Here is a 26,267-nt window from a genome sequence, read left to right on the forward strand (position 1 = left end):
TAAAAAAAAAACTGCGATCTTTTCTTATTTTTCCAGTACTTTTTTAGGATCGATCGTTTCATCTGCTGGAAGGATCTTATAAGATAGTTCATCCGTTTCTTCGTCATGAATAATACATAGCTGTTCCAGATCATTGAAGTCGCCAATTAAAAGGAGTGTATAACGTTCATCAATCAATTGGATGTCTTTGATGGACTTTGAGAAAACTTTTCGGACATGGTGCATTTTGTTTAAACGTTCCTGAGCTTTTTCAGCGGCTTTGGTCAACGTGTACCCTTCATCTAAAAATTTCTTGATGATCTCAACTTTGACCACTGTCGGTAATCGGTATTTTCTTGAACAATTCGCGTCAGCAGTAACGGATTGGATAAAGCCTTTTTGTTCCCAGTATCTCAATTGTCGTGGTGAAACTCCGACGATCTCACTCAATTCACTAATGCCTACTAATAAATGGTCATTTTCCAATAATTGTTTAAGTGAAGCTCCCACCATTCGTCACACTCCTTTGTTGGTCGTTCCCTTAATTATACTTTTGTTGACTATCATGTCAAGTAGGTTGACAAAAGTTAAAAATAGGAATAAAGTATCTTAGTGGTTTCAGAAAACATTCAGAAAGAAGGAGAAATATGAGTAAGAATCAACCCGTAGATATTTACGGAAAACCATATAATCGTACACTATTAGTTGTCGTGTTATTGATTGGGACATTTTGTACGGTCTTGAATCAGACCTTATTGACAACTGCTTTTCCAGCATTGATGAAAGCTTTTGATATTTCAGCTTCTGATGTGCAATGGTTGACAACAGGCTTTTTACTAGTGAACGGGATCATGATTCCGATTACTGCTTGGTTGATCAATAAATTTAGTTCTAGAAAATTATATCTGTCAGCTATGACGATTTTTTTGATTGGAACGATTACCTGTTTTACTGCTCCTAACTTTAGTACGCTACTGATTGGACGTTTGATCCAAGCGTGTGGTGTAGGGGTATCTATGCCATTATTGCAAAATATCATGCTATCGATCTTCCCACCAGAAAAAAGAGGTTCTGCTATGGGAATGTCTGGGATCGTTATCGGATTAGCCCCAGCATTAGGCCCAACACTATCTGGTTATATCATTGATAACTATCATTGGCGCGATTTATTTGGAATGGTTATTCCCATCGTCGTTCTTGTTTTAGTACTTGCGTTCTTTTTGATGAAGAGTGTGATTCCTTTATCCAATCCAAGTATCGATATTTTCTCTGCCATTCTTTCAACAATTGGATTTGGTAGTTTGCTATACGGATTTTCAAGCGTAGGAGACGCCGGTTGGGGAAGTACGAAAGTAATCAGCTTCTTGATCGTTGGTGTGATTTTCATCGCCGCATTTGCTTGGCGTCAATTACATTTAGAACATCCATTCTTAGAGTTGCGCGTTTTTAAATCACCAACCTTTACGATTGCAGCGATTTTAGCTGGCGTAACGAATATGGCGATGGTCGGTGCGGAAATGGTTGTGCCATTGTATATTCAAAATATTCGTGGAGAATCGGCATTCCACTCTGGCTTGATGTTGCTTCCTGGTGCATTGATCATGGGTGCCATGATGCCGATCACTGGTGCGATTTTTGATAAACACGGGGCAAAACGTCTTGCGATTGTTGGGATGTTCATCCTAACAGCAGCTACAGCACCTTTTGCCTTCTTGACTGAAACGACACCTGTTTTGTATATCGTCATTCTTTATGCGATCCGAATGTTTGGGATCTCGATGGTCATGATGCCGGTGACAACATCAGGAATGAATGCTTTACCTAACAACTTGATCAGCCACGGAACAGCAGTGAACAATACCTTCCGCCAAATTGCAAGTTCAATCGGAACTGCGATTTTGATCAGTGTGTTGACAAATGTTACGAAAGACAATCTACCAACGGATGCTGTGTTGAAAAGTACACCTTTAGCCTATAAAGATCAAGCAATCAACGCGACTTTATCTGGTTACCATGCAGCCTTCTTTGTCGCAATCATATTCGGCTTGATCGGCTTTGCGATTGCTTTCTTCTTAAAAAGAAAAGAACCAGTAGTGGTGGAAGTGGGGGATAACGCATGATTATTTTCGTATTGATTGCCAGTGTCATTGCTTTTGCTTTGACGAATGTGTTTGCCAAAAAAATGTGGCAAACACTTCTTTCACTCGTCTTTGGCTTACTGTTTGTTCTCTCGTTAGGACTGATCGTAGAAAATATCACGAATCATTTTGGGATGGAAGAAGTGACAGAAACAAAAACGACTCCGCTCGTTTCCAGTGCGGATCAGTCAGATGTAAATATGTTGCTTTATCAGTCACTAGGAGATGGGACAGAAAAAGTCTACTTATATCGAACAGATGACAAGCAAAAAGAACCAAAAGCTACTGGCACAAAAAATGAAACAAATAAGGTTCAACAAACGGATGGCAAAGCAGAAAAAGTCAGTGAAACAACTTATTGGGTTTATAAAAATGACCAATACAAATTCTGGTTCAACTTAGCGGATAATAACCATGAATATGAACGCCGGGTCAATACGTTCAAACTTCCGAATGATTGGATCGAATTAAGTACTGACCAAGCTTCTGAGTTGGCAAAACGTGTCGAAGAACAAAAAAGCACGATGGAAGCCGATGCACAAAAATTTGTCAAAGAAGGCTTGATGAAAGCCATTGCCCAAAATCAAGCGATGTCTCAAGAAGAACAACAACAAGTATCAAAAGACTTAGCGACAGCTTATCAAAAACAAGCATTGGCAAAATTAATCGCAGAAGTGAAGAAGTAAATAGTTTAATAATATGATAAAAATAGTGGATGAAGTATTCGACAACATACTTTATCCACTATTTTTTTATGTAAGTAGGAATGAAGAAAAATTAGATTTTTACGTATTTAGAGAGTAGAGGATAGAAAGTTCGTAAAAGAAAGGAGGAATGACTTATGATTTCAACAAAAACAAGAAAACAAGGGAATTCCCTTGTGATTACACTTCCTGCAAAGTTAGGCATAAAAGAAGGTGAAGAATTTAATATTATAAAAAAGAAAATGGCACGGTTGCTTTAATTCCAAAAGTTGAAGATTTTTTTTGAATCTGCTAAAGAAGGCGAATTTTATTTACCAGAATTAGGGGTTGATTATATGCCACATGGAGGAGAACTAGATGAGCTATAAGCCACGTCAACGAGATATCGTTCTTTTTTACTTTGAACCGTCAAAAGGTTATGAAGTTAAGAAGAGACGACCGGCTTTAATTATGAGTAAGGATGCGTACAATTTAGCAACGAATTTAATTATCGTATGCCCAATTACTACAAGTGATAAAAATAGACCATTTCTTGTGCCTATTCAAAGCGATAAGTTCAAGCTAGATGAAGTAAAGAGAAGCAAAGTAAATACGCTTCAAGTATTCTCTCTTGACTATACCGAAAAAGCTAAAAGAAATGTTAAATACATTGATACATTAGAGGAAGAAGCTTTTTTTGATATTGCACAAAGATTTCTTAAAAATTTTTCTTTCCCTATTTAGAGATCGGGTGGTTGAGAATCAATTTATCTTAGGAAGAATCAACTTATTTCATTTGATATGTAGATATATAGGCCATTTTTAGAAACCGCGAGCTACATAGTACGAACAAAAGAATAAAGCAAAAACACAGTTGGTTTTGACAAGTGATATCAAAACCAACTGTGTTTTTTTCTATTATATTTTACTATTCTGCTCTTAAAGCAATCGCTGCATCTTTCTTCGCTGCCATACGAGCTGGGATGTGTCCGCCTAACATCGTTAAGATCGTTGATACAACAATCAAAATCAAGGCGTGTACAGGATTTAGTTGAGCAACATTTTCTAAATCAGTCATATTGTACAAGAGACTATTGATTGGGAAAGTCGCTAGCCAAGCAATCAAGACCCCTAGTAAACCAGAAGAAATCCCTAAGATACAAGTCTCTGCATCGAATACCCGCGTGATATCTTTCTTACGCGCACCTAATGCTTTCAAGACACCGATTTCCTTCGTCCGTTCGATCACAGAAGTATAAGTGATGATGCTGATCATGATCATACTTGTTACAAGTGAAATACCAGCAAAAGCAATCAGGACATACGTGATGGCATCCATCAATCCACCAGTCAATTCGGTCATTGTTCCAGCTAAATCAGAATAGATGATTTTATCTTCATCTGATTTTCCTTTGTTGAATTCATCTAAATAGTTTAGAATCTCTTCTTTATCGCCAAAATTATTTGGATAGATCATGATGCTTGAAGGTAAGCTGTCTCCACCTAAATAGCTGATCAGCGTTTGTTTTGCTGAGTCATCTACTTTTTCGGTCGTCAATACGTTCATATCGCTGTCTTTTTGCGCTTGAACGATTTCAGAATTTTTGTTTTCATTGACGATTTCTGTTGTCAATTGGTCGCTGTAAGCAATACCCGGAGATAACAGATTCATCGTAGAAGAAGATTTGACCCGTAGAATACCAGAAATCTTAACCTCTCTGGAGGCATCTTCGTACATCGCTTGGTAATCCGTATTAGGAATGAAGTTTCCTGTCGGTAATTTTGTATAGTACGTATCATTGTTCACTAATTTGAAAGTTGTTCCGACGATCTTGTCAAAATCAAGCGTTTCGCCGTCTTTCACATCAAAGCCTAAATTTTTCAACGCATTGATGTTGGTATTGTTATTACCATCCACGATCAATACGACATCATTTGCAGAGGTCGGATAACTACCAGAAAGTAATGAGTAATTTGATTCTAAGAAATTGTCTTTTTGGTCGTCTAGTTGTGTTGGGAAACTAGAAACACCTACGCCAGTCATGGAAGACATCGCACTTGAGAAGGACAGTGATTCAGTATCTGGGTTTTGATTCGAAAAGCTAACAGGCTGTACTTTGCCGTCAACATCTCTTAATAAATTGATACCAGTCGTGCGGGTAAAACCAATATTATTACTTAAATCAGGATCGATACTCGTTACATAATCAACATATTCTTGGTCAATATTATTTGTATGTTGTGCACGGTCTTCATCGCTGATTTTTGCGGTAACAGTTTTTGTATCTGGATATTCGGCTGTGTTGGAACTCAAGCCATCCGATTCAGAAGGAGGACTAGTGGTGACTTTGGAAATCGTAATTGGAAAACGAGCCATCGTTTCTGACTGTGTTTGATCAATTTGTTTTTGGAATCCTGTAGATAGGGCTAATACGATCGCAATCCCAATAATCCCGATACTTGAAGCAAAGGAAGTCAAAAATGTCCGGCCTTTTTTTGTGCGAATATTATTGAAAGATAATTTTAATGCGGTCCAAAAGCTCATCTTTGTCCGACGTAGATTAAATTGATCATCTTTTGGACGTTCGATATGTGGATTAGAATCAGAAACGATTTTTCCATCTGAGAACTCAATGATCCGATCGGCATATTCATGTGCCAACTCAGGGTTATGTGTGACCATGATCACTAGTTTCTCATTGGATAGTTCTTCAATCAACTTCATGATTTGGACACTTGTTTCTGTGTCTAAAGCACCGGTTGGCTCATCACATAAAAGGATGTCAGGGTCATTGGCTAAAGCACGTGCAATTGCGACACGTTGCATTTGTCCACCAGATAATTGATTGGGTTTTTTGTGCATGTGGTCGGTCAATCCAACACGACGCAATGATTCCTCCGCTTTTTTCCGTTTTTCATCTTTAGAGACACCACTTAATGTCATGCCAAGTTCAACATTTTCAATGATTCCTAAATGCCCGATCAAGTTATAACTTTGGAAAACAAAACCGATGGAATTATTACGATAAGCATCCCAATCGCTGTCTTTAAAATCTTTTGTGGACTTCCCGTTGATGACCATATCGCCAGAGTCATAATTATCCAAGCCGCCGATCACGTTCAACATGGTTGTTTTACCAGATCCACTTGGGCCTAAAATGGCTACAAATTCTTTTTTTCTAAAAGCGACGGATACGCCGTCTAATGCTTTTGTCGTTGTTTCACCAACTTTATAATATTTCTTTATCTCTTTTAATTGTAACATTGTCACCCTTCTTTCCGTTTGAAATATTCGTTATACTAATAAGTATAACAGAACAACGAACGTAGTATAATGAATGAATGTTAACTGAATATGAACAATCAGAAAAAAAACTGAAATTTTTCAAATAATTACATGAGGAGAAATGATGAATCGAATATTACTAGTAGAAGATGATGAGCGTTTGCAACAACTTTATCAATCCGTTTTAGAACGCGCTGGTTTTTTGGTTTTCGCAGTCGCAAATGGGACCGAAGCTTTGAAGCAATTAGAGAGTACTCAAGTGGATGTGATCATCACAGATATTATGATGCCTGTGATGGATGGGTATGAACTGTTGGAAACTTTACGAAGCAGTCGCGTAGAAACACCTGTGTTGATCATCACAGCGAAAGCAGATTTTGAAGATAAAAAGAAGGGGTTTCAACTGGGAACGGATGACTATATGACGAAACCAGTAGATGTCAATGAAATGGTGTTGCGGGTAGAGGCCTTGTTACGGCGAGCGAAAATCAATCATAGCCATCAATTGAACATTGGACAAACTAGCTTGAACCAAGAAACATATGAAGTGATCAAGCAGGATCAAGCCATCTTACTTCCACAAAAAGAATTTCAATTATTGTACAAACTACTTTCTTATCCAAATAAGATTTTTACACGACAACAATTAATGGATGATATATGGGGGTTGGATACCAATACGGAAGAACGGACGATTGATGTGCATATCAAACGATTACGCACGCGTTTTATTGAAAATGATGATTTTCAGATCATAACAGTTCGTGGCTTAGGCTATAAGGCGGTGATTTGATGCGTAAAAAAATCTTTTCACAATTATGGATTTATTTTGCTTGCATTGTGTTTATTTCCATTTTAGTTACTTTGTTGTGTTTCTTAGGTTTTATTTTCTTGCTGTCACACAAAACAGTCCCTGCTTCAGAGCAACAAGCGACATGGTTTCCTTTAGTCGTTTTTGCAGGATTTAGTATGATGGTGGGCACAGGGATCTCGATCTTTGTCGGTCGGCGGATCTTGCTGCCAATCAGTGATTTACGAACCAATATGAGCAAAGTAGCAACTGGCGATTTTTCGATTCGGATGGATGAGCAACAAAAAGTCGAAGAGGTGCAGCAACTATATAAAGATTTCAACGTGATGGTCCAAGAATTGAGTAGTATCGAAACGTTACGAAATGACTTTGTTTCCAATGTTTCTCATGAATTTAAGACGCCTCTTGCCACGATCCAAGGATACGTCCAGTTATTGCAGGCGCCTAACATTTCAGAAGAAGAAAAGCAGGTTTTCTTGCAACGGATCATTGAGAGCATCACTCAGCTTTCGCAATTGACAGAGAACACACTGAAATTGAATAAATTAGAAAATCAGCGAATCAAATTAGAAAAGCGCCCTTTTCGTTTAGATGAACAGATTCGTGAAGTGATTGTTTTTTTACAACCTAAATGGGAGCAAGAACACCTTCAACTGGAGATCGATCTGGAAAGTGTCAACTTTGTCGGTAATGAAGAATTTCTATATCAAGTCTGGCTGAATCTCATGGACAATGCCATCAAGTACAATCAACCACAAGGGAAAATCAAGATTCGCCTAACACAAAATGCCACTCAAGTAATCGTTGAAGTGACAGATTCTGGCGTGGGAATGGATCAAGAAACACAAGCACGACTCTTTGAGAAATTTTATCAAGGGGAATCCAGCCGTCAATTTTCTGGGAACGGGCTGGGCTTATCACTAGTCAAAAAAATCGTTGAGTTGCATCATGGAAAAATCAGTTATAACAGTATCTCAAAAGTAGGTACGACTGTCATCATTCAATTAGACAAAGAAAACACGTCGCTAACTTATCCGGTGGAATAAGATCCAGGGAAATGAACAGTTAATGATCTATAGGAGCAATAAACCAACAAAAACAAAGAAAAAAACGCCACTTCTGATTTAATCGTTCTAAGGTGTATTTTTCAAGTAATATAAAGATGGAAAAGTGTACGAAGTCATGTCGTACATAAGAGAGTATTCGTATATTTTTCTAATAACCGTTATTGGAGGAATGATAGAAAATGAAAAAACAAGTAGTTTTATTGCTCGGACTTTTGACGTTAAGTGTTGGACTGAGCGGAGCCAATCCCATAGCCATTGCAGAGGAAACAACTCATTCTCATGGTACTCCCACAGTATTATTGAAACAGGATTCGGTCTTAAGTACACTTGTGGCAAGTTCAAGTGCAGAGGATGAAAAACAAACCGATCGTGGTATCGGTTATTATTGGAAATGCCATACATGCGGGTATAATAGTGAGTGGCATCTATTTGCTAGTACAGCTGTTTCTGCTGCCAATAAACATGCACAGCAATACAATCATGTCACCTCTGTTTATCCAAATTAGCAACTGACTATTTTAGAATGGAGTGGAACAAAAGATGAATGAAACGTGGTTGAGTAGGAATAAAAAAGAAGTGATCCGTTTCTCTCTTGCCGTTTTTCTAGGTTTTGTATTAAGTTTTATCGTGTTTACTTTGTTGTAGGTAAGAGGATAATAAGAAAGTATTCAAAAGGAACAAAGACCAGAAATCATTACGGTCTTTGTTCCTTTTTTGTAAGCAGAATTTTTATGATACTTAGCGTTGTTTTCGCGAATATTGAAGTAATTAGTGGGTATGATTGTGAATTTTATTTGCAAACAATATTATACGTGATATAATATTGGTAAATATAAAATATTGCAAACTATAAAGAAGGTGAAGTAATGCATATCCAAGTCCCAACAGTTTTACTCGATGGTACGGTTTTAGCAGCTTTAAGCAGAGAAGACATGTACGGTTACGCATTAACGAAGATCGTCCAAGAAAGTTTATCTGTCAGTGAATCAACGATGTATCCTGTTTTACGCAGATTAAAAAAAGAAGAATACTTAGAAACATACGACGAACCATTCGAAGGTAGAAATCGCCGATATTACCGCTTAACTCCGAAAGGACGTCAACATTTAGAAGAAATCATTGATAAATGGATCGTGTTTCGAGATTCCTTAAACCGATTACTGGAGGAGAATACGAATGAATGAATATTTAGATGATGTGTTGGACGAACTTCAAGAAATACCTGAAGATGATCGCTTTGATATTATTCAGTATTATGAAGAATACTTCTTGGATTCTGGCAAAACAGTAGAAGAAGTCGTGGATGAATATGGCTCACCAAAGCAATTTGCCCTGAAACTGAAAATCAATTATTACTCGGAACAAGACGACGATGAATCAGAATACAGCCAAAGTCCTAAACGGAAAATCTGTTTGATTTGGATGATCGTCATTGGGTTGTGTGCATCACCTTTATTGATTCCTTTAGCATTAGCGTTTATTCTAGCGATTTTTGGTATTCTGCTTGGCTTAATTGGCGTGATCATTGGAATCTATGTCGTATGTATCAGTATTTTAGGAGCAGGTTTATTTTCGATCATTTCAGGTGTTGCTGTCTTGCAACAATCGATTGCTAGTGGGCTGTTCTTTGTAGGACTAGGGTTACTTGCCACAGGAGGTGCTGTCTTCTTTGCACCATTACTGTTAAAAGGAACTAAATGGTTATTCCAAATGATGATGAACTTTGTCAAGTGGGTAGGACGCCGGTTTATTACGAAACGAGCGATCCATACGACGAATAGTGGGGTGTAAAAAATGAAATTAAAATATATCTTGGGGATAGGTTTAGGACTGATGATCATCGGTGGCTTGACGGCAGGATTAAGTTATGCCTCTGGTGCCCAAACGAGTCTGACTTGGGAAGGTGGTCCAAGAATAATAGAAATGACTCGTGAAACAAAAGATTTTTCGTCTGAAAAAATTGAAAAAATCGTTGTACGAGCAGATCACCAAAATATCATGATCCAACGAGGCGTGAACTTTGAGGTTGAAACGTCTCATGACAAAACGCAAAAACCAAAAATCAATCTGGAAGATCACACATTGGATATTTCAGCTGATGGTCAAACACCGGCAGTGATGATCAATATGACAGATACACGTTCGATGTTGAAGATCACGATCCCTAAAACCATTTTCTTAAAAGAATTAGTGATTGAAGGGAAAAACAATGAATTGTTTTTAGATGAATTCAGTAGTAAGAAAATCAACTTGAATTTAGCAAATACTTGGACGTCGATCAATGAAGTAAGTGGGGAACTTCTTACTGTTGAAAATCAAATGGGCTCACTAGATTTACAGGAGTTTTCGATAGATAAAGTCAAATTAGCTACAAGTGATGGCAGTATCATTTTTAACGATAACGAAAAATCAATCAAAGGCGAAGTCACACTTCATAATAGTAGTATTGATTTTTATAACAACCAAGAGCAAGGATTAGCTGTGACATTAGAAGGGGATTCTTATATCAACAAAAATTATGAATCTTTGACAACCAAGACGTACAATCAAGGAAACAAAGATCTCAAAGTAACTGCTCATAATAGTCAAGTGAACTTGACGAATGAAGATTATGACGAGCCTCCGATGGATGATGAAGATTACGGCGAGTATGATTAATCGTTGAACAGTCAAGACTGTCTTTTTCTAAATAACGAATAAATAGTTGAAGAAGCGTATAATTCTTTATGGAATAAGGAATTATACGCTTTTTTATTTATTTTACATGAAATATCATCGCCTATCATTCAATAATATAGTAGAATAAGGAAAGGGAAAAACGTACATATATGGGGAAAATAGGGTGAATATTGAATGAAAACAGAGGAAATCAAGCGGGAAGAATTGAAAAGTGAATTAGGGAAATTGCATCATTTTTTAACAGAACTGAGTACCAAGTATTATGATACAGACAAAGAAAGGGTAACGATCCAATATCCAAATAATTCCGAAGGTCGACAACTTGAACAAGTGTACAACGAAATGTTCAAACATCTACTGAAAGTGAAAAAAGAATTAGATTATTATTCACTGCCAATCATCGATACGGGTATTTTAAAATACGATCAAACAAGTGAGCGATTTGTCTTCAAGTCGGTTCGTGAGAATCTTGAATTATCCGCCGGTATGGACCTAGAGATCTTAGTAGAAGACTATTTTACTGAAACAAAACAGTGGGTCCGTACACGATTAGAATATTTGCCAGAAGCATCAGGTGGCGTACACGAAAACGGTTGGTATATCACGGAAGACAAAGAATTGGAACTAGAAGGAGCCATGGCAAGGATTCGTAAAAAAACAGAATAGAACCAAGAAAATTAGGAGTGAGTAAATGAAAGAAAAAAAGGCTTTCACTATCAATGGCTATATAGGGCTATTTATTATTCTTCTAATGTTTGTCGTAGGAATCTTATTATTTTTCATAGGGGTTGCTCGATTTTTAGTTGGATTTTCAATTGTTGGGATTTTCTTGTGGTTGCTCGTTTTCTTAGCAATCAGCGGACTGACAGTAGTCAGCCCCAACCAAGCAAAGGCAATCGTCTTTTTTGGGCAATACATCGGAACGATTCGTGAGAGCGGTTTTTTCTTAACGATTCCTTTTGCACAAAAAATCAACTTGTCGTTAAAAGTTCGAAACTTCAATAGTTCGCTGTTGAAGGTCAATGACTTAGATGGAAATCCAATCGAGATTTCCGCTGTCGTCGTTTTTAAAGTAGTAGATACAGCTAAGGCGCTTTTTGATGTAGCAAACTATCATCAATTTGTTGAAATCCAAAGTGAAACCGCCATTCGTCATATCGCCAGTCAATATCCATATGATACATTCAACGAGGATGATCTTACTTTACGTGGAAATACCACTGCGATTTCAGATGAATTGGCAAAGGAATTACAAGAACGTTTATCGGTGGCGGGGGTCGAAGTTTTAGAGACGAGATTGAATCACTTGGCTTATGCAACAGAAATTGCCAGCGCGATGTTACAACGGCAACAAGCCAAAGCCATTTTATCTGCCCGTCAAACCATTGTTGAAGGCGCAGTGACGATGACACAAATGGCTCTGGAACAAATCGAAGCAGGTCAGGATATCACCTTTACCGATGATCGAAAGATCCAGTTGATCAACAATCTACTTGTATCGATCATTACTGATAAAGGCACACAACCAGTGATCAATACAGGTAATAACAAAGAAAAATAGCTGAATGAGGAAAGCATTCGTCAGTGGAATGCTTTCTCCAACGAATATCGGTTTGAATCAATAAAAAGGAATTTGGAGTGGCTTACACCTCCAGATTCTTTTTTTTTATGGGACATATGACAATAATGAAAGAGTTTTGATAGTAAAAAGAAAGGAATTTTCACGGATACTTGACTATACTTAATTTATCAGAACAGGAAAGAAGGAGTCACAATGAAAAAATTATTGATTGGGTTGGGAGCATTTATCATCATCGCTTTTGGTGGCTACCGTTTAGCAGATCATTTGATCATGGGTGGTGAAAGCTACTATGTTCAAATCACAACGGATGGTGAGAAACAGGTGGATCACGCTGACGGTGGACAAGAAATCATCAGTTATCGTTATGAACTACCTGGGTTTAATAAAGAAGGTAAAGAAAAAACAATGGACTTCAATGGTTTTCAAGAACGACCATTAAGAAAAGATGCATTTTTGAAAGTGACTTGGAATAAAAATAAAGGCGTGACGTCTTATGAGGAAGTACAGGCAAAAGACATTCCATCAGCAGCACAAGAAAAATTAAGTAAAGGAACGGTCAATAATGGATAAAATCGTAGAAATCAAGAACGTAACAAAAGTTTACGGAAAAAGTAATGAGAAACAGACACAAGCATTGAACGGTATCAGTTTTAGTGTGGAAAAAGGCGAATTCATTGGTATCATGGGGGCTTCTGGATCAGGTAAATCAACCTTATTGAATATCTTATCAACATTAGATAAACCAACAAGTGGCACGATCCATATCAACCAAGCAGATGTCACGAAGTTGAAAGGAAATCAGTTAGCCGATTTTCGAGCAAAAGAAATCGGCTTTATCTTCCAAGATTTCAATCTTTTAGAGAACTTGACTGCACAAGAAAATATTGCAGTTCCGCTTTCTTTACAAGGCGTGAAACCAAAAGAAATCAAGAAAAAAGTCAATGCGGTGGCTGAACGTTTGTCAATCACTCATATCTTGGACAGCTATCCAGCGAAAATCTCAGGTGGACAAAAACAACGGGTAGCAGCAGCCCGGGCACTAGTTACGCAACCAACGATTCTATTAGGGGATGAACCAACTGGTGCGTTGGATTCAAAAAGTGCGAAAGACCTATTAGATACGATGGAAGAATTGAATACAAATGATAAGGTTTCGATTCTGTTGGTGACACATGATGCTTTTTCAGCAAGTTACTGTCAACGAATCTTATTTATTAAAGATGGCGTGATCCATCAGGAAGTTAAACGCGGAGAACAAAGTCGTTCAGACTTTTATCGTCAAATATTAACGATTCTAGGTAATCTAGAACAGTAAGGGGGAAACTGAACATGCTTTGGAAATTATCACTTACTGGGATCAAGAGTCGGTTAAGAGACTATATTGTTCTATTTTCCGGTTTAGTCATGGCTTCAGCCATCTTTTATATGTTCGAGTCAATGGCCAGCAACACCGATTTTTTGAACAATAATTCCACTTTAGCGATGACAGTCTTTATCTTTCGGTTTGGGTCGGTATTATTGGGGATCATCACATTTGTTTACATTCTTTATGCCAACTCATTTTTGATGACGATGCGACAAAAAGATTATGCGATGTTTATGATGCTAGGAGCAAAAGGCCGGAAAATTGCCCAAATGATTTTCTCTGAGACCTTGATAGTAGGAACAGTTGCTACTTTGGTTGGTTCAGCGCTAGGTATTGGTTTAACAAGCGTCGTCCATCGACTATTGGTTGCCCAGTTAAATATTAAAATTACTCATTTTACACCGTTCAATATGAATGGATTATTGATTACTTTGCTGTTTTTCATCGTACTATTCTTATTAGCAGCGTTTGTCAATGCATTCTCGATTGTCAAAAAACCAATTTTGACTTTACTACGTGCGGATCAAACACCTGCGCAGATGAAACAACATAAATTCTTGTTTTTCCTTGAAGTAGTTTTAGGAATCATTTTTATCGGTGTCGGTTATTATATGATGGCAAATATCGGAACCTATCAGTTGATGGGAATCGCCGTCGCGTTAGTTACAATCGTTTTAGGAACGTACTTTATTTTCCATTCGGTCATCATTTTCTTCCTTAAACTATTGAAGAAAACAGAAAATCTTTCGATGAAAAAACTGAACAACTTTACGTTATCACAGTTAAGCTTCCGTATTCGTGAATACACACAAATGCTTTCAATGGTTGCGATGTTACTCGCATTAGCTTTAGGTGCATTAACAGTCGGTCTAGGCTTTAAAAACCAGATCACTCAGTTGACGAATGAAGTATCGAATTATGATCTAGTATTGAATCAATCAGAATTGATCGATCAATCTAAAGTGGCGAAACTTTCACCAACGATCAACGCGGTCTATCAACAAAAAGAAGACGAAAAAACAGTGTACTATAACTATAGTGAGTTTGAACAAAATCCATTTTTGATCATGGAAAATCAAACACCTAACACTGGGGAAAGAAACGTCAAAACGAAAAAAGTAACCGCAGAAGAATTAGCGACAAACTTAAACTATCAAGATGAGTTGCGCTATTACGAATTGCCAGAACAACGAGAAAAAGAAATCAAATTACTGCCAGCAGAAGAATTTGCTCAATTAAATCTTCCACAAACCAGTATGCAACTGATCCAAGCAAAAGATTTCCATGAGAGTATTGAACAAATTGGTGATCTGGTAGCAGAAAACAATAAAAATAATGAATCATTAAAAGATGGAATGTTTAGTTTCACGCAAAAATATGATGCGTACCAAATGATCAATGGTATGTTCTCAGGCTTTGAATTCATGGGCTTCTTTTTAGGGATCGCCTTCTTGACAATGTTAGCAAGTTGCTTGATGTTCAAGATCCTCTCAGGTAGCAAGAGTGATGTCGTTCGTTACGAGATGCTCGGTAAGATCGGTGCTCGTCAAGCATTGTTAAAACAATCGATTCGTCGAGAAATCGGTATTCTCTTCTTAGCACCAGGGATTCTAGGAGCCATCCATGTATTATTTGGACTTCAAATGTTTACTGTTTTGATGAATGATCCATATCACAACTTATGGATACCATTTACAATATTCTTTGTTCTCTACTTTATCTACTATGTTGTAACTACTTGGCTGTACACAGGCATCGTTTTGAACAAAAAAGAATAAGTTGAGCTTGATAAAGAGCGAGAAGATGGTTTGTAGAAAAAACTCCTTCTCGCTTTTTCTGTTGCCTTCGATAAAATTTGCTTGAAGCATGATCAAATAGAGAAAAGATTACTGGATACGATGGAAGGATATCGGTTATGAGTGAACTGGCTAGATTTTTCAAAGATGGGCAACTGCAATAAACCCCTAGAAAAGAAAAAAATAAACGTTTGATCTTTGATCATCTTTATTCAAAGTTTGAATTTGATAAAGATTACTTAGAGAGGGAAGTCAACGCTATTCTAAAAAGTATTTATCTGGATCATGCGATATTACGGCCCTACCTCGGCGATTACCGTTACCTTGATCGAGTAAAGGACGGTTCGATCAAAAGGCAGTGAGAGAGACAGAACCCAATACATAAAAAGCGCATCTCTTTAAAAGCCAAATTGGCACGAAAGAGATGCGTTTTTTAGGAACTTTTATTTGTTTGTTTTTGCCAAGCATCATATTTCAACAAAAAATATTCGATCACGAAAAAAAGTGTTGAAGTTGTTTCAAAAGGTGTAAGGATATCTTCTTGATCTTGTAGTTCTGGATTCAAGAAGAAAATCGTTTCATCACAAAGTTTTGAGACAGTTGAGTTCCTAAGTTTTGTGATACCAATTGTCTGGATATTTCGTTGCTTCAGTTGCTTCGCTAATTTGACGACTTCAGGAGACTCACCATTTAGCGTGATCAACAGAACTAAGTCTTCTGGCTGAATGATTTGGTAAAACTGTTTGTTGATCGAAACGGCACCGAAGTCATAGAGTATCAATCCGTTGTGTACGAAAAGCAATTTCATATAACTTGAAACTAGCGTTTGTATATCACCTGATCCATAGATGAAAATCCGATTCGCATTAGCCATCATTGTACATAGATCAGTGAAATCTTTTTTCTTGAGGTTCTCAATTGTTTGGATATGATTTTCCAAGATTTCCTCCTCAAACTCGGATAGACGCACATTTTCCTGTGTAAGTTCATTTTTTAGATGATATTTGAATTCTGAGAAACCATCAAACCCTAATTTTTGGCAAAACCGCATGATTGTTGTGCGAGAAACGTTGCATTGTTTCGCCAGTTCGTTAATAGACATTGTTAAAGAATTTTTTTTGTGATTTGTGATATAGGACCAGATAAGAAAATCATTTTCAGTCAACCTTGACTGAAACGTCGTAATTCGGTCTTGTAACATCTATTTTCATCATTGCCAAAAATCTATAAATCGTTAGAACTCATCATTAAAGTTTTCAGAACCATGTTTCTACTACGCTTGTTTGGTCATCTGTGAATATGGATCTGACGAATAGTGGTTATTTTTTTGATGGATCGATTGAATGTTCGATTCTAATTTATAGATATTACAGGTTTTGACAAATCAGTTTCCCCCTTTTTCATTTGATATTTTTGAGAGAGTTCACGCTGTAATCGACGGAAACGTTTCTCAATCTTGTTAGTTTTATTGCTATTTTCATAGACCTTGCAAGGTGATACAACTGCTAAATCTTTGTTACCTAACTCAATAACCAATTCTTTATCAGTCAATTGTTGTTTGGTAGACTGCCTTCACTCACCCTTTGGTTTACTTGGAGGATTTTCCAATTACGTGTGTCCTTCTTGTTCTCACCTCACTATTAAGATACGCCTTCATGTACCGTTTATTTGATTAACTACTACCGGACCTCTGGTTTTATTCTCGAAGATAGGATGTGACGATTCACAAATTTTGTGACAAAAACCTTTTTCCTGTGAGGAGTTTTTAAATCATCTTAAAGTGTTTCAGGAATCCATTTTAATAGTAAACTAAGAATCGGTAAAGCGCTTACTAAAAAATATGAAGGACTAAAAAACTATGATGAAAAAAATTCAAAGATTTGGTGGAGCAATGTTAGCACCTGTCATGCTATTTTCTTTTTTTGGTATCGTTATTGGTTTTTCTTTACTTCTTTCCAATCAAACGATCATGGGAGATATTGCTGCGCCTGATACACTCTGGTATAAGTTCTGGAATGTTGTAGCAGCCGGTGGCTGGACACCATTTTTTCAATTACCGCTTTTATTTGTGGTCGGATTACCAATCAGTTTAGCTAAAAAATATGCAGCTCGAGCAACGATGGAAGCATTAGTGACCTATATTGCTTTCAATTATTTCGTCAATGCAATTTTAACGTTATGGCCAAATACTTTCGCCGTGGATCTATCTCAAGGAACAGCCGTTGGTTCTGGGTTAACATCGATTGCTGGAATCATTACTTTAGATACGGGCATGATCGGAGCATTGTTGATCTCAGGTATTGTGGTTTATTTGCATAATCGCTTTTATGAAAAAGAATTACCAGAGATGTTGACGATTTTTAGTGGTTCTGTTTTCGTTACGATGATCGCTTTTTTTGTTATGATTCCTCTAGCACTTTTGATGTGTGTCGTATGGCCTATCATCCAAGAAGGAATGAGAAGCATGCAAGGATTTTTTATCAATTCAGGAAATTTTGGTGTATTCATCTATCAATTTTTACAGAAAATCCTTATTCCAACTGGCTTACATCATTTTGTGTACGCCCCATTTGCTTATGATAGTGCGGTAGTTGAAGGGGGGATGGCTGCTTATTGGGCATCAAATATCGGCGAATTCCAAACAAGTGCACTTTCGCTTAAAGAACTTTATCCTTTTGGGGGTTTTTCTTTATCGGGCATGTCAAAAGTATTTGGAACAGCCGGCTTAAGCTTAGCCATTATTCAAGCCGCTCATCCAGAGAAAAAGAAGAAAGTTATTGCATTGATCGCCCCAGCTGCATTAACTGCGATTTTGACGGGAATCACTGAACCTATTGAGTTTACGTTCTTATTTGTTGCTCCAGCTTTATGGGGTGTCCATGCGTTATTAGATGCGTCCATTGCTACGGTTTCTTACGCTTTCGGCGTCGTTGGTGATTTTGGTGGTGGATTGATCAATTGGTTAGGATTAAATTGGTTGCCTCTTTGGAATTTTCATGGTTCGACCTACCTCACCCAAATCATGATCGGACTTACATTTACTGCGATCTGGTTCTTAGTATTTACCTTCATGATCAAAAAATTCAATTTAAAAACTCCAGGACGTGAAGAGGATGTATCAGAGATACAACTTTATTCAAAAGCTGATTACGAAAACAAAAAGAAGACACAACAAGATGAACAAGAGAAAAACCTACCTAAACATGCTAGACAAGCACAAGCCTATCTAGTGTTAGTAGGTGGAAAAGAGAATGTACTGGATGTGACGAATTGTGCCACACGGTTACGACTTACCGTGAAAGATACAAGTAAAGTAGCCAGTCCTATTGATTTTCAGGAAGCTGGGGCTTCAGGACTTGTCAATCCTGGAAATGGTGGTATCCAAATCATTGTTGGGTTAACTGTTCCAAGAGTGAGAGAATCATTTGAAGAACTGATCGTAAAATAAGAGGAGGATAATTATGAATAAGAAAAAAAGTTCAATCTTGATCGCCGGTGGAGGGAGCACATATACACCTTCATTAGTGATGATGTTAATAGAAGACCGAGAACGATTTCCAGTCAGAAAAATTAAATTTTATGATAATGATGAACAAAGGCAAGCAGTTATAGCAAAAGCATGCGCGATCATCCTCGCAGAACGAGCGCCAGAAATCGAATTTGATTATTCAACAGATCCTAAAGAGGCTTTTACAGATGTTGATATCGTCATGGCACAACTAAGAGTTGGAAAATATGCCATGAGGGAACAAGATGAAAAAATTCCATTTAAGCATAATGTTGTAGGTCAAGAAACATGCGGACCAGGGGGACTTGCTTATGGGTTGCGCTCGATCGGGCCAGTCTTAGAACTAGTCGACTATATGGAAAAGTATTCACCGGATGCTTGGTTATTGAATTATTCTAATCCAGCAGCAGTGGTCGCAGAAGCAACAAGAAGGTTTCGTCCCAATTCAAAAATCATCAATATTTGTGACATGCCCGTTTGTTTAGAAGATATCATGGCTCGAGTGATTGGGCTACGGGATCGAAAAGATTTTGAAACGTCTTATTTTGGCTTGAATCACTTTGGTTGGTGGACAAGTATCAAAGACCATGACGGTAATGACTTGCTGCCGAAAATAAGCACCCATGTAAAAAAATATGGCTATACAGAACAAACACAACAAGGCCAACACAAAGAAACAAGCTGGTTGGAAACCATGTTAGCAGCCAAAGAGTTACATGAAATTGAGCCGACCTTTTTATCCAATACGTATCTAAAATATTATTTGATGGCTGATGAAACGGTTGCTCATGCCGATAAACAGTATACAAGAGCGAATGAAATCATTGATGGACGGGAGAAAATCGTTTTTGAAGAATGCCAGCGGATTATTAATAACCAAACAGCTAAAGACACGCTTTTTGTCTCTAATGAGCATGCCTCATTTATTACAGATCTAGCTTGCGCGTTGACATTCAATACAAAAGAGCGCATGATTCTGATCGTTGAGAATAATGGTGCGATCTCTAATTTCAATCACGATGCGATGGTCGAATTGCCTTGTATCGTAGGGAAAGACGGTTATGAAGTACTATCGATTGGTGAGATCCCTACTTTCCAAAAAGGTTTAATGGAACAGCAAATTGCATCTGAGAAGTTAGCAGTCGATGCTTGGGGACAAAAATCATATCAAAAATTATGGCAAGCCTTCATCATGAACAAAACGATACCTAGTGCAAAAGTAGCGAAGGAGATCCTTGATGAAATGATTGAAGTCAATGCTCCTTATTGGCCGGAGCTTCACTAGGTATCACTTATAAAAATGAAAGGGGTCGGCTGGAGGAGATTCTTCAGCCGATCATTTTGAAAGTAGATATGGCAGTAAAGAATAAATTTCAACTCGTCTATTTTTTTCAGTATGCGTTGATGGCTACTTTGATGACACAGATCGTGCCGTTTTTGACCGAACAAGGCTATGATGCGGTCCAGAGAGGCTGGTTTTTGGCTTCTTACAGTGTGACTACGATGATCTTCCAAATCTTTATTGGCTATTATTCTGACCGAAGCAAGCAGATAAAAAAAGTTGCCATGGTAGTTTCTGTACTATTCGTATGCTTTGCAATCACTTTTTATATGTTAGGAAAAGATATCTTGCTAATGCATCTGATCGTACTGGCTATTGCAGGAGGGCTATCCAATACAGGAGCAACCGTCCTAGATAATTGGGTGTTATCAGAGTCAGAGATGCGAAACAACCTTGCGTCGATCAAAGCAATAGGTTCTTTAGGTTGGAGTGTGATGAGTGTATGTATTCCGGTATTCATTTTTAATAATAATTATCAGTGGCTGCTCGTTCCTTTTCTCTTTTTTCTAATCAGTTATTTGTACATCGCAAAAACAGTGCCTCAAACACCTCACGATACAAAGGAACCTAAAGAACAAAAAAACGAGGGATTTAATCTTTCGGATATGTATCAGCTGTGCAAGAATGGGGAGTTTTTATGTTATACGTTCCTATTTTTTCTTTTATATTTAACGATCGTCGCCAATAATACGATCGTGATTGACAAGTTACTCTTAATGGATAGTGGAAATACGTTCGTGGGATTAAAGTGGGCGATTCAAGCTTTCTGTGAAATCCCGGCGTATCTTTTATTGAATCATTCGGTGACAAAATGGAAAAATGAGCGATTGATTTTTATTTCTGGTTTCTTTTTGGTCCTGCAATTTTTGATTTATGCAACTTCACGAACGCCGTTAGTATTGCTTGCTGCCAGTTTCTTGCAGTTTTTTACTGTTCCAGCTTTTACTATCGGTAGTCGAATGATTATCAGTGAGATTACCCCTAAAAATATCTTTTCTTCAGGGCAACTTCTATCTATAAGTGTTTATATGGGGCTTTCTTCCTTCATTTCTCCATTACTTGGAGGTGTCTTGGCGCAACAGTTATCATTGAACCAAGCACTTTATTTTTTTAGTCTGCTGCCAATCTTCGCTTTTATTTGTTATTACTGTTACAGGAAGTATCAAAGAAATAAATGAAAAATCTGAACAGATGTGTACAAAAAAAGTGGGGGATGCCATACTTTTTTTGTATATCAAATAAAGGAGAGGAATACTTATGGATAAAAAAGTGCAAGTCTCAGCTAAAATGACATCTAAAAATCAAATCACTGTCCCTAAGAGTGTGCGTCAAACATTAGGCTTGAAAGAGAATCAGAAAGTTATTTTTGAATTCACGCCTGAAGATGAACTTAAAGGGACTAGTGAAAAAACAATTATGGCTTATGAAGACTTTTGGAACAATGAGTTGGTTGTGATGGAAGAACATGCGAGTGATGATACAGAAATCGTTGATTTTGGAGAGGATGTAGGCGAGGAGAAAATCGAATGGTAAAACAAGGGGATATTATTTTTATAGATTTGGTTCCAACAAAAGAGAACGGACTAGCAAAAAAAAATGACCGTGTGTCATCATTAGCAATGACAACTATAACAAGATTTTCAATGCCGTTTTAGTCATGCCAATCAGTAGTGCAACAAAATATTTACAGGAAAAATATCAACGCTCAGGTGCATTTCAAACAATTTTTGATACAGCGATGTATACAATCAAAGGAACGATATTATGTCAAGATATCCGAAGCATCGATTGATCTTAACGCAGTAATCTTCAAATGGCTGATCAAATTGATCCTCAAAAGAAAGAAAGGTTATCAGAGATTGCCAAATATTTTTTCTAACCAATAATGTAACTTTCCAGCGCCCATTTAGGTGGAGTAAGATACATAAAAAGAACCAGAACTCAGAAGTATTCCATCAACTTCTGAGTTTTGGTTCTTTGATAGAGTGTCCATTTTTGCTATCTCAAGAATTGTTTCATCCGAAAGACACGATCAAGGTTCAAGCGACTAGCAAGTGGCTGATCGGTTTCTCTGACCGTTACAGAAAGTTTCTGTGGGATCTCTCTCACTGAAAAATGATGCCATAGGTCCCAGAAAGAAGCAAATCTTAATTCTGATAGATATAGAAGTGAAGGGTTTCTTTGATTGAATAACGAAATGGTCATTCTAGATGAAGTAGACGAAGAATTTCGCCAACGAGTAGGAACGACAAAGGAATCCATTCGCTCATTTGTTTCAGAATCCTGTTTTTCTTGTTCTTTTGGTTCGTCGTATTGCGTCAAGTCATAGGCTTCAATGATGGCATTCAATTTCCTAGAATATTGTCGATCTGTCGCATAGCGCCCTTCTAAATACTTCGTTGCTTCTCGGTAATCTTTAGTCTCAGATTTCCACGTTGGTTTATAAAAATCAGCATTATGAGATAAGCCGTTTTTGATCAAATCTGCGTAGTCTTTTAAGCTTTCTTTGTAAGAGGGGTATTTACGAAATGCTGCACGGATTTGATAGTTTTGCCCAGCTGCCGTTTGTTCCAATGTGTTGAAGGAAATACTACTCCCTTTATAAGCGCCCTTGATCCCAAAAAGATTATAGTTCGGTGAACGAGAAAGCAAGCTGTTGCCAGAACCACTTTCTAGAATAGCTTGTGCCATCATAACAGAAGCATAAATATTTTCTTCTTGCCCAATTTCTCGAGCATCTTCAGCGATTTTTTCAACAAACTGATCTGTTGTTTGATTTTGTGCGAAATGGAATGAATCGTTGATCCCATCTAAAATCGGTGAACTAGCTAACGAATTTGTCGCTCGTGGTAAACCAGCTATATTGACACGTAAGGCAAAGTCGGGTCTGTAATCCTTGATGGAAGTGATCCGCACATGGTCACCCGGTTGAGGGGCATGGATGTAATTCCCATTACCAATATAAATACCTACATGATGGGTAGTACCCGAAGCAGGTCCCCAAAAAACTAGATCGCCTGGTTGAGCATTCTCGACAGGGATTTGTGTACCCGCATATTGTTGTTCCCCTGTCCAACCTCCAATCGAATGGCCAGTTACTTTTTTATAAATGTAATAAGTCAAACCAGAACAATCGAAAGTCGTAGGACCTTTGGCACCCCAAACATATGGTTTTCCCAGCTGGCGATATGCTTCTTTTACAAGTGCTTGTTGGGTGCTTGTTGTGTTGGCCGGTAAAATTGCTTCGATTGGTGTTTTTACAACAAAATCAGATGATTCTGAAGCTGGGTTTTCAATTCGATCGGGCGTCTGAGGCCGATTAGTGTTTGTTGTCTGGTTTGAAGATGAGCCATTATTGTTTGTTGATCCTGTAGAACCACTTGTATTCCCATTATTATTTGAAGAACTTGGTGGTCGTGAAGGATTTGTCGTATTTCCTGTAGTTGAATTTCCGTTGTTGTTGCCATTATTTCCCGAATTGCCAGTATTGCCATTATTACCACTATTCGGAATATCTGGAGTAACTGGCGTTGGCTCAGAAGAATCCGCCGTTTCTTCTTCTGGAGAGGTTGGTTCAGAAGGGGAAGTTGACGACTCAAATTTTGCGGAGATCGTTAAATCAGTCACGCCGACTGTAAAAATTTGTTTGGTATAGTCGATTTCTTGCGCACCTTCGATTTTGACAGAAACTAATTGTTCATTCGTTTCAGGTGTGATCATATATGTAACTTTGGTTCCTTCTTTTAAGTCTTTGACTTTGCCAGACTTAGAAATCTCTAGAAAATCTTCTTCTGTGTACTCTCTTGTTTTGATCTCAGATTTTTCTTTCTCTTCATCAACGATCTTCAATTTGATTTTTTCACGTAAATTCCGAGCAATCGATAGCGTCCGAGTGGCTGTTTCGGTCGATTCTTCCGTTGATTCCTCTGGATTATCGGAAGAATCTGTTGAAGAACTTGATAGCGTGGAATCATTAGTACTTGAATCGGTCGTAGCTGAAGGTGACTCCGCAACGATCGTGCTTTCGGATGTCTGTGTTCGCCTGATTGTAGCAAATGCAGGCTGTGTAGATAACAAAGTTGGAGCAATCAGCCAAGATGCTGCAAGTAGGCGTATTGCTGTTTTTTTCTTCATAACGAAATACTCCTTTTCTTTTTCCACAGTTGCACTAATAAAGTTGCATCTGTTCTGTCAGTTGCTTGATTTCGTGAATATATTCAATCATGATTCACGAATAAAAAACAAATAAACATTGGACAAAAGTATTAAGTAGCTATTCATTTCGTTTGAACATTCATTGTTTGATGTACCCTATTTCATTTGTGGGGGCACAAATTTTGGGGGAAATGAGTACACTTACTATAAGTTTACCAAAGATTTATCAATTCTTCAAAACATTTCGTTAAATAACGAACGTAAAAAAAGCCTTGGTTGCTGGCTTTTTATGGAAGAAATAAAAATATAAAATAACGCATTATTTAAAAAACCAATGATAACAGGTTCAGTCATCATTGATTCGCAACAAATATTCGTGTTATTGAGGGGCGGAGAGATCGATCGATTGAGTTGAGGAACGTTGGATCAACTCTACGGGCAATAAAAGTTCTTCCCATGATTTATCAGGGTGTTGGATGCGTTCTAAGAGTAAACGAGCAGTCGCTTTACCTAACTCTAAAATGGGTTGAGCAATGGTCGTTAATTTAGGCTTCATGTATTCACACATATCAATATTATCATAGCCAATGATGCTATAATCTTCGGGAATGAGTTTATCATGCTCCGCTAATCCGCGATATACACCAAAAGCTAGTTCGTCATTCAATGCGAAAATCGCTGTAGTAGCAGAGGAAAGTAAATCAGGAACGATTTCATAGCCCCCTTTTTTTGAAAAGTGAGTAGGGAACCAATGAATCTGTTTCTCAGAATGATCCACATGTTTACACGCTGCTAAGAAACCATCTATCCGATTTTGGACATTTTGAGGTGTCTGTTGTGGATAGACTAAAGCAACTTCCTGATGACCTAAGCCTAGTAGATGCTCACCGGCTAAGTACCCACCTTGATAATCATCTGTTAAGACCGCATCACTAGAACCTTCTGCTTTTTTCTGATCTAATACGATAAATGGTTTCCCTTGTTTCTTCAAAGAAACTTGAAGGGCTTTCGTTGAGACAGCCGAAGAGGCAATAATAAACCCGTCGACACCACGTTGCGTCAACTCAAGTAAATAATCCGTTTCTTTTTGATGATCAAAATCTGCATTGCATAGAATCGTGACAAAATTTTGTTGGTAAAGATAGTCTTCGATCCCTTGCATCAACGTATTGAAAAAAGGATTGGTGATATCAGGGACAAGAACACCGATGGTTTTTGTTTTCTTTGTGATCATTTGACGTGCAATGTAATCGGGTTGGTAACCTAATTCGTCTCTTGCTTTTACTACTTTTTTGACCGTATCTGGATGGAATTTTGCTTCATTGCCATTCAAGATCAGTGAGACAGTTGCGATGGATACACCTGAATGTTTCGCAACGTCTTTGATCGTCACTTTTTTCTTTGCCATTGCTATACTCCTATCTCTTTCTTAGTGTCATTTTCCCATGAATACGTAAAGAAGTAAATGATGATTCTGTGATATTCGTCATCTTGCACACCCTAGAACCGAATAAAAGGTATTCCAGAAGTAAAACTTCAATAATAAAATAAGCCAAAAAAATCAAAAAATGAAAAAGCCATTTTAGCTTTTCCACTCTTATTACTCAGTACTAATCGCTTCTCTCACGACCTCTTGTAAACGGTGTTCAAGGCGCAACACTTCGGACATAAGACAAAAAATAAAAAATGAAAGAACCATTTTCTATTTTTCTTTCTTATACCTCTGTGCTGAACGCGCCTTTCACGACCTCTTGTAAACGGTGTTCAAGGAACAACACTTCGGACATAAGACAAAAAATAAAAAATGAAAGAACCATTTTCTATTTTTCTTTCTTATGCCACTGTGCTGAACGTGCCTTTCACGACCTCTTTTGA

At 37.7% G+C, this 26,267-nt stretch carries 26 protein-coding genes and 2 pseudogenes; 22 read left to right on the forward strand and 6 right to left on the reverse strand.

The genetic code is table 11. The features are described from left to right. Positions 1–24: 24 nt before the first annotated feature. Entirely contained in the window at positions 25–492 is a 468-nt protein-coding gene (locus tag IGJ99_RS02075; protein ID WP_010736380.1) for a MerR family transcriptional regulator, read from the reverse strand. Between the two features lie 134 nt (positions 493–626). Between IGJ99_RS02075 and IGJ99_RS02080 the strand changes: the two genes are divergently transcribed. From IGJ99_RS02080 to IGJ99_RS02095, 4 genes and pseudogenes are all read left to right on the forward strand, one after another. Further along, positions 627–2,099 (forward strand): MDR family MFS transporter, encoded by a 1,473-nt coding sequence (locus IGJ99_RS02080; RefSeq protein WP_019723916.1) that lies wholly within the window; start codon positions 627–629, stop codon positions 2,097–2,099. Beyond that, positions 2,096–2,803, forward strand: a complete 708-nt coding sequence (locus IGJ99_RS02085; RefSeq protein ID WP_153829904.1) for a DUF4811 domain-containing protein — start codon at positions 2,096–2,098, stop codon at positions 2,801–2,803. The genes IGJ99_RS02080 and IGJ99_RS02085 overlap by 4 nt, the downstream gene beginning before the upstream one ends. A 155-nt stretch (positions 2,804–2,958) precedes the next feature. Continuing rightward, positions 2,959–3,189 (forward strand): annotated as a pseudogene (mazE, locus tag IGJ99_RS02090) (type II toxin-antitoxin system PemI/MazE family antitoxin). Beyond that, positions 3,179–3,544 carry a type II toxin-antitoxin system PemK/MazF family toxin gene (locus IGJ99_RS02095; RefSeq protein ID WP_010736376.1) on the forward strand — a complete coding sequence of 122 codons (366 nt, stop codon included), beginning with the start codon at positions 3,179–3,181 and terminating at the stop codon, positions 3,542–3,544. Before mazE ends, IGJ99_RS02095 begins: the two are co-directional and overlap by 11 nt. 184 nt (positions 3,545–3,728) lie before the next feature. Here the strand turns inward: IGJ99_RS02095 and IGJ99_RS02100 are convergent, their stop codons facing one another. Next, on the reverse strand, positions 3,729–6,065 hold the full coding sequence (locus IGJ99_RS02100) for an ABC transporter ATP-binding protein/permease (RefSeq protein ID WP_023519067.1): 2,337 nt from the start codon (positions 6,063–6,065) through the stop codon (positions 3,729–3,731). A gap of 145 nt (positions 6,066–6,210) precedes the next feature. Here IGJ99_RS02100 and IGJ99_RS02105 point away from each other — a divergent pair, with 145 nt between their 5' ends. The 12 genes from IGJ99_RS02105 to IGJ99_RS02160 all read left to right on the forward strand — a co-directional run bounded on the left by IGJ99_RS02105 (position 6,211) and on the right by IGJ99_RS02160 (position 15,749). After that, positions 6,211–6,879, forward strand: a complete 669-nt coding sequence (locus IGJ99_RS02105) for a response regulator transcription factor (RefSeq protein WP_010736374.1) — start codon at positions 6,211–6,213, stop codon at positions 6,877–6,879. After that, the gene (locus tag IGJ99_RS02110) at positions 6,879–7,943 is read left to right on the forward strand and encodes a HAMP domain-containing sensor histidine kinase (protein ID WP_010736373.1); all 1,065 of its coding nucleotides are present in this window, start codon (positions 6,879–6,881) and stop codon (positions 7,941–7,943) included. Before IGJ99_RS02105 ends, IGJ99_RS02110 begins: the two co-directional genes overlap by 1 nt. A 200-nt stretch (positions 7,944–8,143) precedes the next feature. After that, complete coding sequence (locus IGJ99_RS02115; protein WP_062805720.1) at positions 8,144–8,470, forward strand: hypothetical protein; 327 nt, start codon at positions 8,144–8,146, stop codon at positions 8,468–8,470. 360 nt (positions 8,471–8,830) lie between these two features. After that, positions 8,831–9,148 (forward strand): PadR family transcriptional regulator, encoded by a 318-nt coding sequence (locus IGJ99_RS02120; protein WP_010736371.1) that lies wholly within the window; start codon positions 8,831–8,833, stop codon positions 9,146–9,148. Next, positions 9,141–9,755: a DUF1700 domain-containing protein gene (locus tag IGJ99_RS02125; RefSeq protein WP_438770535.1), complete on the forward strand. Its 615-nt coding sequence runs from the start codon at positions 9,141–9,143 to the stop codon at positions 9,753–9,755. The genes IGJ99_RS02120 and IGJ99_RS02125 overlap by 8 nt, the downstream gene beginning before the upstream one ends. Positions 9,756–9,758: 3 nt before the next feature. Further along, on the forward strand, positions 9,759–10,622 hold the full coding sequence (locus IGJ99_RS02130) for a DUF4097 family beta strand repeat-containing protein (protein WP_023519070.1): 864 nt from the start codon (positions 9,759–9,761) through the stop codon (positions 10,620–10,622). Positions 10,623–10,817: 195 nt separating this feature from the next. After that, on the forward strand, positions 10,818–11,309 hold the full coding sequence (locus tag IGJ99_RS02135; protein WP_010736368.1) for a DUF5348 domain-containing protein: 492 nt from the start codon (positions 10,818–10,820) through the stop codon (positions 11,307–11,309). Positions 11,310–11,334: 25 nt separating this feature from the next. Beyond that, a complete protein-coding gene (locus tag IGJ99_RS02140) occupies positions 11,335–12,204 on the forward strand; it encodes an SPFH domain-containing protein (RefSeq protein ID WP_023519071.1) in 870 nt (289 codons plus the stop codon). Between the two features lie 213 nt (positions 12,205–12,417). Beyond that, a complete protein-coding gene (locus tag IGJ99_RS02145; protein ID WP_019722992.1) occupies positions 12,418–12,795 on the forward strand; it encodes a YxeA family protein in 378 nt (125 codons plus the stop codon). Then, entirely contained in the window at positions 12,788–13,540 is a 753-nt protein-coding gene (locus IGJ99_RS02150; protein WP_438747567.1) for an ABC transporter ATP-binding protein, read from the forward strand. Before IGJ99_RS02145 ends, IGJ99_RS02150 begins: the two co-directional genes overlap by 8 nt. Before the next feature lie 14 nt (positions 13,541–13,554). Next, positions 13,555–15,369 carry an FtsX-like permease family protein gene (locus tag IGJ99_RS02155; RefSeq protein ID WP_438747568.1) on the forward strand — a complete coding sequence of 605 codons (1,815 nt, stop codon included), beginning with the start codon at positions 13,555–13,557 and terminating at the stop codon, positions 15,367–15,369. Positions 15,370–15,578: 209 nt separating this feature from the next. Next, positions 15,579–15,749, forward strand: a complete 171-nt coding sequence (locus IGJ99_RS02160; protein WP_349520945.1) for a DUF2087 domain-containing protein — start codon at positions 15,579–15,581, stop codon at positions 15,747–15,749. 71 nt (positions 15,750–15,820) lie between these two features. On the opposite strand, the gene IGJ99_RS02165 is transcribed toward IGJ99_RS02160, so the two are convergent. Both IGJ99_RS02165 and IGJ99_RS02170 read right to left on the reverse strand, forming a co-directional pair. Continuing rightward, a complete protein-coding gene (locus IGJ99_RS02165; RefSeq protein WP_023519074.1) occupies positions 15,821–16,327 on the reverse strand; it encodes a MurR/RpiR family transcriptional regulator in 507 nt (168 codons plus the stop codon). 48 nt (positions 16,328–16,375) lie between these two features. Continuing rightward, positions 16,376–16,588, reverse strand: a pseudogene (locus IGJ99_RS02170) (MurR/RpiR family transcriptional regulator); the annotation flags it as partial. A 657-nt stretch (positions 16,589–17,245) separates the two neighbouring features. Here IGJ99_RS02170 and IGJ99_RS02175 point away from each other — a divergent pair. The 6 genes from IGJ99_RS02175 to IGJ99_RS02200 all read left to right on the forward strand — a co-directional run bounded on the left by IGJ99_RS02175 (position 17,246) and on the right by IGJ99_RS02200 (position 22,029). After that, a complete protein-coding gene (locus IGJ99_RS02175) occupies positions 17,246–18,835 on the forward strand; it encodes an alpha-glucoside-specific PTS transporter subunit IIBC (protein ID WP_023519076.1) in 1,590 nt (529 codons plus the stop codon). Positions 18,836–18,848: 13 nt separating this feature from the next. Beyond that, positions 18,849–20,180: a 6-phospho-alpha-glucosidase gene (locus tag IGJ99_RS02180; protein ID WP_349520949.1), complete on the forward strand. Its 1,332-nt coding sequence runs from the start codon at positions 18,849–18,851 to the stop codon at positions 20,178–20,180. Positions 20,181–20,248: 68 nt separating this feature from the next. Next, the gene (locus IGJ99_RS02185; RefSeq protein ID WP_153829902.1) at positions 20,249–21,415 is read left to right on the forward strand and encodes an MFS transporter; all 1,167 of its coding nucleotides are present in this window, start codon (positions 20,249–20,251) and stop codon (positions 21,413–21,415) included. 79 nt (positions 21,416–21,494) lie between these two features. Then, positions 21,495–21,770 carry an AbrB/MazE/SpoVT family DNA-binding domain-containing protein gene (locus tag IGJ99_RS02190; RefSeq protein WP_023519079.1) on the forward strand — a complete coding sequence of 92 codons (276 nt, stop codon included), beginning with the start codon at positions 21,495–21,497 and terminating at the stop codon, positions 21,768–21,770. After that, entirely contained in the window at positions 21,764–21,892 is a 129-nt protein-coding gene (locus tag IGJ99_RS02195) for a hypothetical protein (protein WP_010736358.1), read from the forward strand. Before IGJ99_RS02190 ends, IGJ99_RS02195 begins: the two co-directional genes overlap by 7 nt. 2 nt (positions 21,893–21,894) lie before the next feature. Beyond that, complete coding sequence (locus IGJ99_RS02200) at positions 21,895–22,029, forward strand: hypothetical protein (RefSeq protein ID WP_438770536.1); 135 nt, start codon at positions 21,895–21,897, stop codon at positions 22,027–22,029. 206 nt (positions 22,030–22,235) lie between these two features. Here the strand turns inward: IGJ99_RS02200 and IGJ99_RS02205 are convergent, their stop codons facing one another. Both IGJ99_RS02205 and rbsR read right to left on the reverse strand, forming a co-directional pair. Beyond that, a complete protein-coding gene (locus IGJ99_RS02205; protein WP_438770537.1) occupies positions 22,236–24,371 on the reverse strand; it encodes a glucosaminidase domain-containing protein in 2,136 nt (711 codons plus the stop codon). A gap of 400 nt (positions 24,372–24,771) precedes the next feature. Then, positions 24,772–25,800 (reverse strand): ribose utilization transcriptional repressor RbsR, encoded by a 1,029-nt coding sequence (gene rbsR / locus IGJ99_RS02210; protein ID WP_023519081.1) that lies wholly within the window; start codon positions 25,798–25,800, stop codon positions 24,772–24,774. Positions 25,801–26,267 lie beyond the last annotated feature (467 nt).

Origin of the sequence: Enterococcus sp. AZ095b (genome assembly GCF_051714725.1) — a bacterium.
Classification (GTDB): domain Bacteria; phylum Bacillota; class Bacilli; order Lactobacillales; family Enterococcaceae; genus Enterococcus_B; species Enterococcus_B pernyi.